This window comes from Achromobacter spanius (assembly GCF_029637605.1).
GTDB lineage: Bacteria > Pseudomonadota > Gammaproteobacteria > Burkholderiales > Burkholderiaceae_B > Achromobacter > Achromobacter spanius_E.
In genome coordinates this window covers 637,438-650,663 of sequence record NZ_CP121261.1, presented here as the reverse complement: position 1 = coordinate 650,663, position 13,226 = coordinate 637,438, and the positions used below count along the sequence as shown (strand labels likewise).

Genomic DNA, 13,226 nt, shown 5'->3' with positions numbered 1-13,226 from the left:
AAGCCTATCGTGGATGGCTAATGGCTAATGGCTAATGGCTACTGGCTACTGGCCCTCGGCCATTGACCAATTGAAAAGCCCCTCCCCGAAAAATCGACCGGGAGGGGCTTGACGCGCACAAGCTCAGGATGTCGCGTCCGTGGGACGCTTGCGAATCAGCTCAGGGTTGACCGGTAAGCCGGAACACGCGAATCGTCTCGCGCAGCGCACCGGATTGCGTGCCCAACTGCATCACCGCGCCGCCCAGTTCCTGCACCAGCGCCGTATTCTGCACGGTCATCACGTCCATCTGCGACACCGCCGTATCCACTTGCTCGATACCGCTGGACTGCTCTTGGGACGCTTGCGAAATTTCACCGATGATGTCGGTGACCCGATGCACGGCCGCCACGATTTCTTCCATCGTTGCGCCCGCCTGCTCCGCTTGCGCCGAGCCTTCCGACACGCGGTCCACGGAATCCTCGATCAAGCCCTTGATCTCCTTGGCCGCCTGCGCGCTTTTCTGCGCCAGGCTGCGCACTTCGCCCGCCACCACCGCAAAGCCCTTGCCGGTTTCGCCGGCGCGGGCCGCTTCCACCGCCGCGTTGAGCGCCAGGATGTTGGTCTGGAACGCGATGCCTTCGATGATGCTGACGATGTCGGCGATCTTGCGCGAGCTGGCCGAGATGCCGTGCATGGTGTCGACCACCTGCCCCACGGCCACGCCACCGCGCCGCGCCACGTCCATGCTGCTGGCGGCCAACTGGTTAGCCTGCCGGGCGTTGTCCGCGTTCTGGCGCACGGTGGAGGTCAGTTGCTCCATGCTGGCGGCGGTTTGCTGCAAGGACGACGCCTGGCCTTCCGTGCGGCCGGCCAGTTCCTGGTTGCCCCGCGCGATGTGCACGGCTGCATGGGTGGTGCCTTCGATACCGCGATAGACGTCCTGGGCAATGCCGATGAGGCTCTTGCGCATGACTTCCAGCGAGAACTTCAGGCTACCCACTTCGTCATCCGAGTCCGCGATGATCTGCGTGGTGAGGTTGCCGGCGGCAACCTGGCGCGCCATGTTGGCGGCGTCCAGCATCGGGTCCAGCAGAGACCGCGACAGGCTCCAGCCCATGCCGAAGATGGCGATCACGCCCAGCGCGATGGCGCCGCATCCCAGGCTGGCACCCCAGGTGCCCAGGCTGTCCCAATTGGCGTGCAAGCCATAGGCGCCCGCGCCCGCGACGATGCCGGCGGACACCAGGGCATGGCGGAACATCTGGCTGCGCACGCTGCGCTTGAACGGAAACGCCACCACGTCCAGGCCACGCCGCCAGCCGGCCCGCACCGGCCGTCCGCGCTTGATGCGGATGCCGCGCGCCGAGCCTTCGCGCATGCGCGCATAGAGTTCTTCGGCCATTTCGATCTGGTCTTCGGAAGGCCGCACCCGCACCGAGGAATAGGCGACGACTTCGCCGTTTTCAACGATGGGCGTGGCATTGGCCAGCACCCAGTAGTAGCCACCGTCCTTGCGACGATTCTTGACCAGGCCCAGCCACGATTCGCCGGCTTCCAAGGTTTCCCACAGATCTTCGTAGGCCTCGGGCGGCATGTCGGGATGGCGCACGATGTTGTGCGGCTTGCCGATGAGTTCTTCGCGGGTAAAGCCGCTGACGTCAACGAACGCCGGGTTCGCATAAACGATGCGGCCCTTGGTGTCGGTTCGCGAGATCAGGTATTGATCTTCGCGCAGCTTGGTTTCCACATCAGTGATGGGTAGGTTCACGCGCACAGCTAGTCTCCAGTGACATCAATAGAGCAGCGAATGAATAGCAGCGAGCAAACCGGGACGTTGCGCCCCGCATCGACCTGACCCCGCCCGGTTCGTCTGGCCGGCGCGCCCTCACGCGCTATCCAGCCATCAAACCCAGTTCACCGCCCTCTTCCAGGCGTTATTGTTATTAACGGTATTTTTAATGAAAACTTAACGTGCGTATTAATCGGTGCTTGACGCGATTCGCACGATGTCCGTGGCCGGTGGTGGCCGGTGGTGGCCGGTGGTGGCCGGTGGTGGCCGGTGGTGGCCGGTGGTGGCCGTAGGATGGGTGAAGCGCGCACCGTCCGCCCCGCGAAAACAAGCGCCAAACGCGCGTAACCCATCAGACGAACGTGGCGTTGTGGCGGATCCGGTTAAGAACCACGGCACCGGTTAAGAACCGCCGCACCGTCCGATGGGTTACGCGCGATCGGAAGCCTTGTTCTGGCCCACAGCCGTACGCGCTTCACCCATCCTACGAGCCGTCATCACTTCTGCGACAACGACACACGTAGATTCTATGGTTTGGCGCAAGCTTGGCTGACCATAAAGAGGTTTACATCGAAGGGTTTGCGCGATTTCCATACGCCGAAGGCGATGCGTAGGAGTTTTCTGGCGATGATGTTTAATGCCTGCGTTGAGGCCCAGCCCTTGGCTCGTAACGCTGCGTAGAGGGGTTTGAAGGCAGCTGTTCGGCTTGCTGAGGATGCCGCGTTGTAGGCAAGGCTTCTCAGGGCCGCATCGCCTTGCTTGCTGAGTTTACGCAGGCCTTTGTAGGCGCCAGACTCCTTGGGCCTGGGGTCCAGCCCCGCGTAGGCCACCACTGCGTCCGAGGAGGCGAACGGGATGCGGGCGAAGGCCGTCACCAGTGCGGCCCCAGTCAGCTTTCCCACGCCGGTAATGCTGGTGATTAAGTTGAAGTCGTCGGTCAAGGCGGGTTCGGCAGCGATCTGATCGAGCATTTCGCGCTCAAGAGCATCTGCCAACTGCGCCAAGGCATCCAACGCTTGCTGGACCTGAGCTTGCGAGCCCACGTGTTTGTGCCGATCGCTGGACAGGCGCAGCCTCGTGCGCGTCGTGACCGCCACCTTGCGTAAGCGTTGGATCTGACTCAGGCGCTCGATGTGCTCCGGGCAAGGTTCGTAGCTATGCAACCGCTCGTGCTCGAGCGCCACGTAACGCGCAATCATGACAGCGTCGAGTCGGTCGGTCTTGCCCCGTTGAGCCTGCGACTTGGCGTAATGGTGCAAGGCCTTGGGGTTCAGCACATAGACGCGCAGTCCACGCTCATATGCCAGGTCGGCCAACAGGCGCTCGTAGCCACCGGTGGACTCCATGGCAAGAACGCTTCCGGACGGCAGCGTTTGCAACCATTTTTCCAAGCCAGTCGTTGAGTTTTTGACGGCTCGGGTCAACGGCTTGGCCGCCCCGTGCATCGCCACAACAACCTCGGATTTCCCCACATCCACACCAAAGAAAGATTGAGACGTTTGCATCTCTAGACTCCCTGCGATAGCGTTGTGTCTGCTGGGGAAGCCACGCCCGATTCGTTACCTTGCGATCAATCGGCGGTCACGGCCGCTAGATTCTTAATCGACGTATTTGGGCGGGGTGGGATATCTACCGACGTCAGTCCGCTGGTGACGGCTGATGGATGGGTGCGTCCCGATCCCCAGCACCCCCGAAGCAAGATCGGTAAGTGCTATGAAAACATACAAGGATGGGTGGAGCGCGCACCGTCCACCCCGCGCAAACAAACGTCAAACGCGCGTAACCCATCAGACGAAGGTTGCGGTGTGGCGGGCCGGGATAAGGATTACGTGCCATCATCACAACCCAATACGGCACCGGCATGGAATACGGTCCGCCATCGCATCAACGGCGTCGCATCATCAACGGCATTGCGTTGCCGCATCCACAACAACGGCATTGCACCGTCGCGTCCCGCCGGGGTTTCCCCCGGCGGTCTTGCCTATCAACCTTGCGTCAGCGTCGGGGACGCGTAGCCGCTCAGTTGATGCGCGGGCACTTCAATCACTTCGCCGGCGTTGATCTTGAACACCGCCACGGCTTCGGCCAGGCGGTGGGCTTGATCCTGCAACGAGCCGGCCGCGGCGGCCGCTTCTTCCACCAAGGCCGCGTTCTGCTGCGTCACTTCGTCCATCTGCGACACGGCGCGGTTGACTTGATCAATACCGCTGGACTGCTCTTCGGACGCCGCCGAGATTTCGCCCATGATGTCCGTCACGCGCTTCACCGACGCCACGATTTCCTGCATCGTCGCGCCCGCGCGTTCCACCTGCTGCGAACCCGCGCCAACCTTGTTGACCGAGTCTTCGATCAAGCCCTTGATTTCCTTGGCGGCCTGCGCGCTGCGCTGTGCCAACGAGCGCACTTCGCCCGCCACCACCGCAAAGCCCTTGCCCTGCTCGCCCGCCCGCGCCGCTTCCACGGCCGCGTTCAGCGCCAGGATGTTGGTCTGGAACGCAATGCCGTCGATGACGGAAACGATTTCCGAGATCTTGCGCGAGCTGGCCGAAATGCCCTGCATCGTGCTGACCACTTCCGACACCGCCGAACCGCCGCGCTCGGCCACGTCCGACGCGCTGGCCGCCAACTGATTGGCCTGGCGCGCGTTGTCGGCGTTCTGCTTCACGGTGGACGCCAGTTCTTCCATCGACGCAGCGGTTTCCTCAAGGGAAGCCGCCTGCTCTTCGGTACGGCTGGACAGGTCCGTGTTGCCGGCTGCGATTTCACGCGAACCCACGGTGATCTCGTCCACGCCACGACGCACCGTCGTCACCGTGCGCGTCAGGCTTTCCTGCATGCGCTTGACGGCCGCCATCAGTTGGCCGATTTCGTTGTGCGACTTCACTTCCACACGGCTCGTCAAGTCGCCAGCGGCGATCTTGTCGAAGTGCTGGCCGGCTTCCACCAGCGGGCGCACAACCAGGCGGCCGAACAAGATGCGGCAGAAAACCATCAACAGCAGGGCCAGGCCCACCGCAACGGCCACGGCCACCATGGCGCGGTTGAAGTTGGCTTCGGCTTGATCAATGGTGGCTTGCTGCTGGTCGCCGATGTACTTGCTGAAGTCGTCGATCGCCGCGATGAAGGCGGCGCTGCGCGGCGTACCGTATTCGTTGTTCACCATATAGAACGTCGAATAGTCTTCGCTGCGCAAGGCTTCCACCATCGTGTCCACACCGTCGTCGATGTAGGAGCGATAACGGCGCACCAGGTTCATCGACAGTTGGCGGCCGGTGTCGTCCTGAAGCATGTTCTTCTGGAAGTCCGAGAAACGGCTGCGCACGCCCGTCAGCAGGTCCGTGGCGGCCTTCAGCGCGGCGGCCGCGTCGCGGGCCGAGTTCTCACCGCTGCCCCAGCCGGATTCCTGCAGGTGGCGCGCCGCCACCATCAGGCTCACGCGGGCGCGCAGCATGTCGGTGTTGATCGTCTCGACCTGCTTGGCGCGCTCGGTCAGCGCGTTCACTTCGCGGATGGACTCGTAATTGTGCTGCAGGAAAAATGCGGCCAGGCCGCCCACCGCCGCGATCAGGATCGCGAAAAACGCCATCACCCACAGCAGCATCGTACCGACGCGGGCGTCACGCAGCCGCAGCTTGCGTTTTACCTTGGGCGCGCGCGCGGCCTTTTTCCTGCTTTTGCCGGCCTTTGCGCCGGATTCGAGACTCGCTTCCATATTTTTCCCCATCCCTCAGGAACTGCTCTGACCAAATGAAAAACCACCTTGCCGACACGCCCTGTTACATGGCGGGTACATTCAAGGCGACGTACATTGCGGCGCGCGCCGCAATGCTATCTGCCGGGCTACCCAGCCCTACTGCTTACCCTGCGGAGCCAACCCGGCCGGCTCTCCCGGACCGGGTATGTAGATAATTTGCACCTCGGGTTCCGCCACGGGCGGCGGCCAATCCTGACGCGCGTCAGGCATGGGCGCGGGACCCAGCAACTTCTGGCGTTCCCAAGGTTCCAGCAGAATATTGGTGCTATCAACCAGCCGCATCAAGCGGCCGTCCGGGCCGAACTGCAGCAGCGCTTCCTTGCGGCTGTACAGCCCGTCGGTGATAAACGTGATCTTGTGCGACCAAAGCGCCAACTGTGAGCCGTCGGTCTGTCGGTAAATCTTGTCGGGTGGCGCGGTCAGCGCCCGCGCGGCTTCTTCCAGCGTCGTCTGGCCAGGGGTCAGCGTACCCAGTTTGCCCGGGTCGAAGTTATGGCCCGTAGCCGCGCAGCCGCCAAGCAACAACGCGATGGCGGCGGCCGCCAGAAGATGTCTATAGCCTCGCATACCCTACCTGTACGCCAGCGGTGCCGGCATCAAAAAGATTCCCAATCATCGTCGGACGGTGCTTGTCGGCGGCTTGCCGCGGGCGCCGGCTTGGCCTCGCCCGCCGGTGCTGCCGGACGCGGCGCCGGACGGCGCAACGGACGCGCGGCGCTTGCGCCCTCGGCGGCGGCATCTGGCTTGGCACGCGCGGCGTGGGTCAAGCGGGCGGCTTGCGCCGAGCGGGCATGCGCCGAGCGGGCAGGCGCCGAGCGCGCAGGCGCTTCGGCAGGCGTATCGGCCTGGGCCCTGGCCGGAGCCGGCGCGGCAACCCGCGGCGCGCGCTGCGGTTGGGCAGGCTGCGCCAACTGGCGCGCCGGCACTTCAATCACTTCGCCCGCGTTGATCTTGAACACCGCCACGGCTTGCACCAGGCGTTCCGCCTGCTCTTGCAGCGAACCCGCCGCGGCCGCCGCTTCTTCCACCAGTGCCGCGTTCTGCTGCGTCACCTCATCCATCTGCGACACGGCGCGGTTGACCTGGTCAATACCGCTGGACTGCTCATCGGACGCCGCCGAGATCTCGCCCATGATGTCCGTCACGCGCTTCACCGACGCCACAATCTCCTGCATCGTCGCGCCCGCGCGTTCCACCTGCTGCGAACCGGCGCCGACCTTGTTGACCGAGTCTTCGATCAAGCCCTTGATCTCCTTGGCCGCTTGCGCGCTGCGCTGTGCCAGCGAGCGCACTTCGCCCGCCACCACCGCAAAGCCCTTGCCCTGCTCGCCCGCCCGCGCTGCTTCCACGGCCGCGTTCAGCGCCAGGATGTTGGTCTGGAACGCAATGCCGTCGATGACGGAAACGATTTCCGAGATCTTGCGCGAGCTGGCCGAAATGTCGTGCATGGTATTGACCACTTCTGACACCGCCGAACCGCCGCGCTCGGCCACGTCCGATGCGCTGGCGGCCAACTGATTGGCCTGGCGCGCGTTGTCGGCGTTCTGCTTCACGGTAGAGGCCAGCTCTTCCATCGACGCGGCGGTCTCCTCAAGGGATGCCGCCTGCTGTTCCGTGCGGCTGGACAGGTCGGTATTGCCCGCGGAGATTTCACGCGAACCCACGTTGATCTCGTCCACGCCACGGCGCACCGCCGCCACCGTGCGCGTCAGGCTTTCCTGCATGCGCTTCACGGCAGCCATCAGGTGGCCGATTTCGTTCGTTGACGAGGCTTCCACGCGCACGGTCAGGTCACCGGCCGCGATCTTGTCAAAGCTGTCGCTGACGGCGCGCAAGGGGCGCAGCACGACGCGGTTCATGAACAGGAAAGCCGCCAGGGACACGGCCACGATCAACGCGGCCAGGCCCAGATACACGTAGGCCATCATCGTCGACTCGGCGCGCGCGGTTTGCACCTGCTGCGCGCTGTAGGTGCTGATGTTGTCGGCGAAGGCAGACAGTTCCTTGAAGAACGCACCACTGGCCGCGCCCGCCTTGGTGTTCTTCAAGGTCAGGTAGGTGGCGGCGTCGCCCTTGTCCAAGGCGCCCATCATCGACTGCAACGCATCGGAAAAGCCGTTGAACGACGCGATCAGTTGGCCTTCGGAGGCCTTGCCCGTTTCCGTCATCTTCGGAATGGCCTTGAAGGCGTCCATCTTCTTCTTCGCGTCGCCGATCAATTGCTGCACCGTGCGCGCGTTGTCAGCCGCGCCATTGGCGTCACCGGTCGCGCGCTGCGCGGCGGCAATGTCGGCGCGAATCGTCGCGCGCAGCATCTGCGTGTAGGCATCCTTGATCAGGTTGCTCTGCTGCACGCTCAGCGAGTCGAGCGTGTTGATCGTCACGGCGCTGGCACGCATGCTGTTCCAGCCCAAACCAATTGCAACCAGTGCGGCCAGGGCGACTGCCAACTGAGCGAGCATCAAGCCCGTACGCACCTTCAGATTGCTGAACATTTTCCAATAGTTCCGGTAGTCGTCCCGATGGCGCGCGATGGCCGGCGGTCCGTAAAGGGGGGGTACTGTTTGTAATCGACTGCCTGTTCAATGCACTGACGCGGGATTCGTCAGAAGGACTCCCAATCATCATCGGCGGGCGCGGCCCTGCGGCTGGCTGCCGAAGCGGCCGGCTTGGTCTCTGCCTTGCTGGCCGCGTTGTCCGCGCGCGTGGCCGGACGGCGCAGCGGGCGAACCACCGTCGCCGCCGTGGCGGCCGGCTTGGGACGCGCCACCTGCGTCTTGCGCGGCGCGGGCTTCGGTGCGGCCGGTGCTTCGTCGGTTTCCTGCTCCGACGTCTCGGCCTGGGATGCGGCCGTGGCGGACGTCGATGCCGTGCCTGCCGGCTGCGCCGAATGCGCCAAATGTTGGGCCGGCGACGGCGCGCGTGGCGCCGTTTGCGGCGACGGCACACGCGGCGCGGCTTGCTGGCTGGCCAAATGCTGCGCCGGCACTTCAATCACTTCGCCCGCGTTGATCTTGAACACCGCCACGGCTTGCGCCAGGCGCTGCGCCTGCTCTTGCAAGGAGCCCGCCGCGGCGGCCGCTTCTTCCACCAAGGCCGCGTTCTGCTGCGTCACTTCATCCATCTGCGACACGGCGCGGTTGACCTGGTCAATACCGCTGGACTGCTCTTCGGACGCCGCCGAGATCTCGCCCATGATGTCCGTCACGCGCTTCACCGACGCCACGATTTCCTGCATCGTCGCGCCCGCGCGTTCCACCTGCTGCGAACCGGCGCCGACCTTGTTGACCGAGTCTTCGATCAAGCCCTTGATTTCCTTGGCCGCTTGCGCGCTGCGCTGTGCCAGCGAGCGCACTTCGCCCGCCACCACCGCAAAGCCCTTGCCCTGCTCGCCCGCCCGCGCCGCTTCCACGGCCGCGTTCAGCGCCAGGATGTTGGTCTGGAAGGCAATGCCGTCGATGACGGAAACGATTTCCGAGATCTTGCGCGAACTGGCCGAAATGCCCTGCATCGTGCTGACCACTTCCGACACCGCAGAACCGCCACGCTCGGCCACGTCCGACGCGCTGGCGGCCAACTGATTGGCCTGGCGCGCGTTGTCCGCGTTCTGCTTCACGGTGGATGCCAGCTCTTCCATCGACGCGGCGGTCTCCTCAAGGGATGCCGCCTGCTGTTCCGTGCGGCTGGACAAGTCGGTGTTGCCCGCGGAAATCTCGCGCGCGCCCACGTTGATTTCGTCCACGCCACGGCGGACGGTTGCAACCGTGCGCGTCAGGCTTTCCTGCATGCGCTTGATGGCCGCGAACAACTGGCCGATCTCATTGGTGCTGCGCACATCGATACGGCCGGTGAAGTCACCACCCGAAATCTTGTCGAAGTGATTGCCCGCCTGGTGCAGCGGACGCAGCACGGTGCGGTTGATGAAGATCCAGCAACCCAGCGCCAGCAAAAGCGTGATCGCCAGCATCGCAATCGTTACGGTGCGCGAAATGCGATGGTCGGCTTCGGCCTGCACCACAAGTTCGTTGGTGCGCCCATCCAGGAATTGCAGCACGCCATATACCGATTCACGGAATGCGGTATTGGCGGCGGCGCCGTCGTCGTTCAGGTCCAGATATTCTTGAATGGCCAGGTTGGTCAAGGCCGCGGCCTGGCGCTTGTAAACGCCGTCGAACTGCCTGTACGCGGTTTCCAACTTTTCGATCAAGGCTTCGGAACCGGCCATTCGCGGCACCTTGCGGAACGCGTCAAGCTGCTGGTTTCCTTCCTGCATAAGCGTATCGGCGCGCTTGGCTTGGGACGTTGCCTGCTCCGTCTTGCCCTGCTGCATATCCATCAGCGAGTTCGCCAGCAACAGCCGGCCGCGCAAGAACGCGATATAGGCGCGATTCAACTGGGTCGCCTGATTGGAATAGGCGTCATTGACCTGTTCCAGCTTTCCGTTGCTGGAATTGAGCCCCAACCAGGCCACGCCGTTCGAAACGAACATGGCGCCAGTGAAGAGCACGAGCACCAGAACGATACAGGTGCGGACTTTCAAATTGACAAGCATGAAATACCCGAGCGTTAAGCAGTGAAACGACACAACCTACCCTGAACGCAACCACGGACGCCCCGGTCCTTGACCGGCAGCGTCCGAGAATGGCGTACAACCGCGCCGAGGCGCGGCCTGGGAACCCGCCGCTTATTGGCGGCTGAACAGGCTGGATCCCTGAATCGTCATGAACGCGGCGGACGCCGCCTGCAGCGCCACCTGGCGCAAGGCAAGCTGGCTGGCGCCGGCGTAATAGTCCAAATCTTCCAGATCCGACAGCGTCTTGGAATAGTTCAAGCCCTTCGCCGTGCCGGTCGCGTCCAGCGCTTCCAGCTCGTTCATGCGGGCGCCGACCGATGCGGAGACCGTCAAGACGTTGTCGTAGTTGCTGGCCAGTTTCTTATTGGCGGTCGCCAACTCGTTATTCAGCTTGGCCAGGGCGACTTCGTCGCCGGCAATCGGCGAATCCAGCACCTTGATCAGGCTGTCCAGCGTGTTGAACATATCCATGTCCGCCGACTGCACGGTCTCGACGTTGATCACGTCGCCGTTGGCGGGCGTGCCCTTGATCACCACCGACACGCCACCGAAGTCGATGGCCGAGTCCGCCGTGTAGGGCGTAGGCGCGGCCGGCGGGGCCGGCGCGATCACGGGCGGGACCGGCGGGTTGGCGTTCGGGTCCGTCGTCGTCACGCGGTAGCCCATGTTGCCCGTAGCCGGATCCGCTTCAAACTGAACCTGGAAATTCTTGCCGATGTTGGCGCTGCCCGGGGTCACCGACACGGTGCCGTACTGGGCGGTGCCGACGTTGGCGTCGGCGGCGGTGCTGACATACGCCTGCGAACCGGGATTGGCGCGATTGAAAATATCGCTGCCCAGGTCGCTGGTGGACAACTGGCGCGACTGGTCCACCTGCATCGTGCGTTCGCCGGTGGCGCCGCTGTAGACAATCTTGCCGTTGGTGTCCTGCGAATAAGGCACCACACCGCCCTGGTAACCCGAAAACAGGTACTGGCCGTTGCCGTCCGTGCTGTTCGCCAGGCCCAGCAGTGCATCGCGGGCGCTTTTCAGCGCGGTCGACAGGGCTTGGCGGTCGCTGTCGGCAAAGGTGCCGTTACCGGCCTGGATGACACGGGTACGCACGTCCTGCAAGGCGGTCGTGATCGAATCCAGCACATTGCTTTCCTGGCCCAGGCTGGTCATCGCCGCGTCGCGGTTCATGCCGTACGTGCTGTTCATGCTCTTGGTCTGCGCCACGCCGATGGACAGCGAGGCAGACAAGGGATCATCCGCGGGCGTCAGGAACTTGCGGCCGCTGCCCACCTGCTCGACCAGGCGGTTCATGTCCGACTCTTGATTCAGAATGCCGCTCAGGCCATTCGAATACATCATCGTGGTGCTCAGGCGCATGGTGCAGCTCCGAAATTCTTTTTAGTCATCACAATAGAACGCTCGTATTAACCACGCAGGCCCAGCAGCGTGTCGAACACGGTGCTGGCCACATCGATGATGCGCGCGCTGGCCTGGTACTGCTCTTGGTACAACGAAAGGCTGACGTATTCTTCGTTCAGGTTGACACCCGACACCGACTGCTGGGCAGCGGTGGTCTGCTTGATCAGGTTGGCTTGCGCGGTGGCGGCCGACTTCACCTGGGCGGTCTGCACGCCCACCGTGTTCACCACCTGCGCGAACATGTCGGTGGTGCTCATGGTGCCGTGGCCCAACACCTTGGCGCTTTGCAGTTGCGCCAGTTTCAGCGCGTTCTTGCCGTTGGCGTCGCCGCCCTCGGCGTCAGCCGCGGCCACCTTTTCCGGATCGGTAATCAGCACGTTGATGTCGCGCGCGGCATTGCGCGTGGGCGACAGCGACCACTTGTCGCCGGCCTGGGGCGGCGCATCGATCGTCAGCGTCACGCCCATCTCGGCGTCCAGGTTCAGCGTGGCGTTGGGCGGCGTGCCGGTGGCGGGTCCGTTATAGACACGCGAGCCTTCCGGCATGCGCAGCACCTGGTAGTTGGTGCCGTCGAACGAAATCTCGTAGTCCTTGGCATTGATGTTGCCCAGGGTGGTGAATTCGCCCGTGATCTGCGCGTTGCTCTTGTTCGCGGTGTTCGGTACGGCCTCGGGCGAGCTGACGCTGAAGAAATCGGTGCCCGGGTTGCCGTTCTGGTCCAGGCCTTGGGTGTGCTGTTCGTTGAACGACAGCGCCAGGCCAACGGCCATCTGGCCCAGTTGGTTCTGCATCAGGTCCAGCGACGACGAGCGGAACTGCAACAGACCACCCAGCGTGCCGCCGGTGATTTCGCTGTCGTCCATTTCCACCGCCACCGTCTTGCCCGAACCGGCCGGCAGGGTGTAGGCGATGACCGTGCGGCTGGCGTCCTTGGTCGACGGCACGGCCTGCAAGGGATACAGCGTGGTGCCCGCCAGCAGCGACTGGCCACCCTTGGTCAACGAGATATTGATCTTGTCGCCCTGCGGATAGGTCGTGATGCCGATAAGCTGGTTCAGTTCCAGCACGGCCTGGTCGCGTTGGTCGAGCAGGTCGTTGGGGGGCTGCCACCGGCTTTGCCGGAAGCCAGCGAAATTTGCGTGTTCAGGTCGTCGATACGGCCCAGGTAGCTGTTGACCTGTTCAACCGTGGTGGTGATCTGCGTGTTCAGGCCTTCACGCTGATTCTGCATTTCGGTATAGGCCGAACGGATCTGCGTGGTCAGGCTATTGGCTTTGCCCAGGAGGTCGGCGCGCGCCGCCGGGTCGGCCGGCTTGCTGGCGACCGTGTTCATGCTGGTGAAGAAGTCGGTCAGGCCCGGGGCGATACCCACGGTGCGGTCGGCAAACAGGTTGTTGATCTGCGACACCTGGGCAAACTGCGTCTGCAACTGCGCGCCGCTGCCGGTCGAGCCGACCAACTGCTTGTACAGAAAGCTGTCGTAGCTGCGTTCAACGGTGTCAACCTGCACGCCGCGGCCAATGTAACCGTTGCTGGTGGCTTGGGCGCCGGCGGTCGACGTCAGCACGCGCTGACGGTTGTAGCCCACCGTGGTGGCATTGTTGATGTTGTGGGTGGTGGTTGCCAAGCCTGCCTGGGCGGCATTCAGCCCGCCCAGCGCTGTTTTGTACAAGTTCATGCTAACAATGCCCCGTGTGTAACCGCAGGTGATATCT

The 13,226-nt window shown here is 63.6% G+C and carries 7 protein-coding genes and 1 pseudogene; all 8 read right to left on the bottom strand.

The genetic code is table 11. From position 1 onward, the window contains the following. Nucleotides 1-160: 160 nt before the first annotated feature. The 8 genes and pseudogenes from P8T11_RS02890 to flgK all read right to left on the bottom strand — a co-directional run bounded on the left by P8T11_RS02890 (nt 161) and on the right by flgK (nt 13,189). Entirely contained in the window at nt 161-1,756 is a 1,596-nt protein-coding gene (locus tag P8T11_RS02890; protein ID WP_268078410.1) for a methyl-accepting chemotaxis protein, read from the bottom strand. 542 nt (nt 1,757-2,298) lie between these two features. Further along, complete coding sequence (locus tag P8T11_RS02885; RefSeq protein ID WP_268077791.1) at nt 2,299-3,276, bottom strand: IS110 family transposase; 978 nt, start codon at nt 3,274-3,276, stop codon at nt 2,299-2,301. A 479-nt stretch (nt 3,277-3,755) separates the two neighbouring features. Beyond that, a complete protein-coding gene (locus tag P8T11_RS02880) occupies nt 3,756-5,483 on the bottom strand; it encodes a methyl-accepting chemotaxis protein (protein WP_268078411.1) in 1,728 nt (575 codons plus the stop codon). 138 nt (nt 5,484-5,621) lie between these two features. Further along, nucleotides 5,622-6,092, bottom strand: coding sequence for a hypothetical protein (locus P8T11_RS02875; protein ID WP_268078412.1), 471 nt, complete (start codon nt 6,090-6,092; stop codon nt 5,622-5,624). A gap of 29 nt (nt 6,093-6,121) precedes the next feature. Beyond that, nucleotides 6,122-8,020, bottom strand: coding sequence for a methyl-accepting chemotaxis protein (locus tag P8T11_RS02870; protein ID WP_268078413.1), 1,899 nt, complete (start codon nt 8,018-8,020; stop codon nt 6,122-6,124). Between the two features lie 110 nt (nt 8,021-8,130). Then, nucleotides 8,131-10,077, bottom strand: coding sequence for a methyl-accepting chemotaxis protein (locus P8T11_RS02865; RefSeq protein ID WP_268078414.1), 1,947 nt, complete (start codon nt 10,075-10,077; stop codon nt 8,131-8,133). Between the two features lie 132 nt (nt 10,078-10,209). Beyond that, nucleotides 10,210-11,469, bottom strand: coding sequence for a flagellar hook-associated protein FlgL (gene flgL, locus P8T11_RS02860; protein WP_268078415.1), 1,260 nt, complete (start codon nt 11,467-11,469; stop codon nt 10,210-10,212). Between the two features lie 47 nt (nt 11,470-11,516). Beyond that, nucleotides 11,517-13,189, bottom strand: a pseudogene (gene flgK / locus P8T11_RS02855) (flagellar hook-associated protein FlgK). Nucleotides 13,190-13,226: the final 37 nt, after the last annotated feature.

What these genes read in the sequence shown, in the direction of transcription:
- P8T11_RS02885 (WP_268077791.1), bottom strand. Translation starts at nt 3,276, where the DNA reads ATGCAAACGTCTCAATCTTTCTTTGGTGTGGATGTGGGGAAATCCGAG.
- P8T11_RS02880 (WP_268078411.1), bottom strand. Translation starts at nt 5,483, where the DNA reads ATGGAAGCGAGTCTCGAATCCGGCGCAAAGGCCGGCAAAAGCAGGAAA.
- P8T11_RS02865 (WP_268078414.1), bottom strand. Translation starts at nt 10,077, where the DNA reads ATGCTTGTCAATTTGAAAGTCCGCACCTGTATCGTTCTGGTGCTCGTG.
- P8T11_RS02875 (WP_268078412.1), bottom strand. Translation starts at nt 6,092, where the DNA reads ATGCGAGGCTATAGACATCTTCTGGCGGCCGCCGCCATCGCGTTGTTG.
- flgL (WP_268078415.1), bottom strand. Translation starts at nt 11,469, where the DNA reads ATGCGCCTGAGCACCACGATGATGTATTCGAATGGCCTGAGCGGCATT.
- P8T11_RS02870 (WP_268078413.1), bottom strand. Translation starts at nt 8,020, where the DNA reads ATGTTCAGCAATCTGAAGGTGCGTACGGGCTTGATGCTCGCTCAGTTG.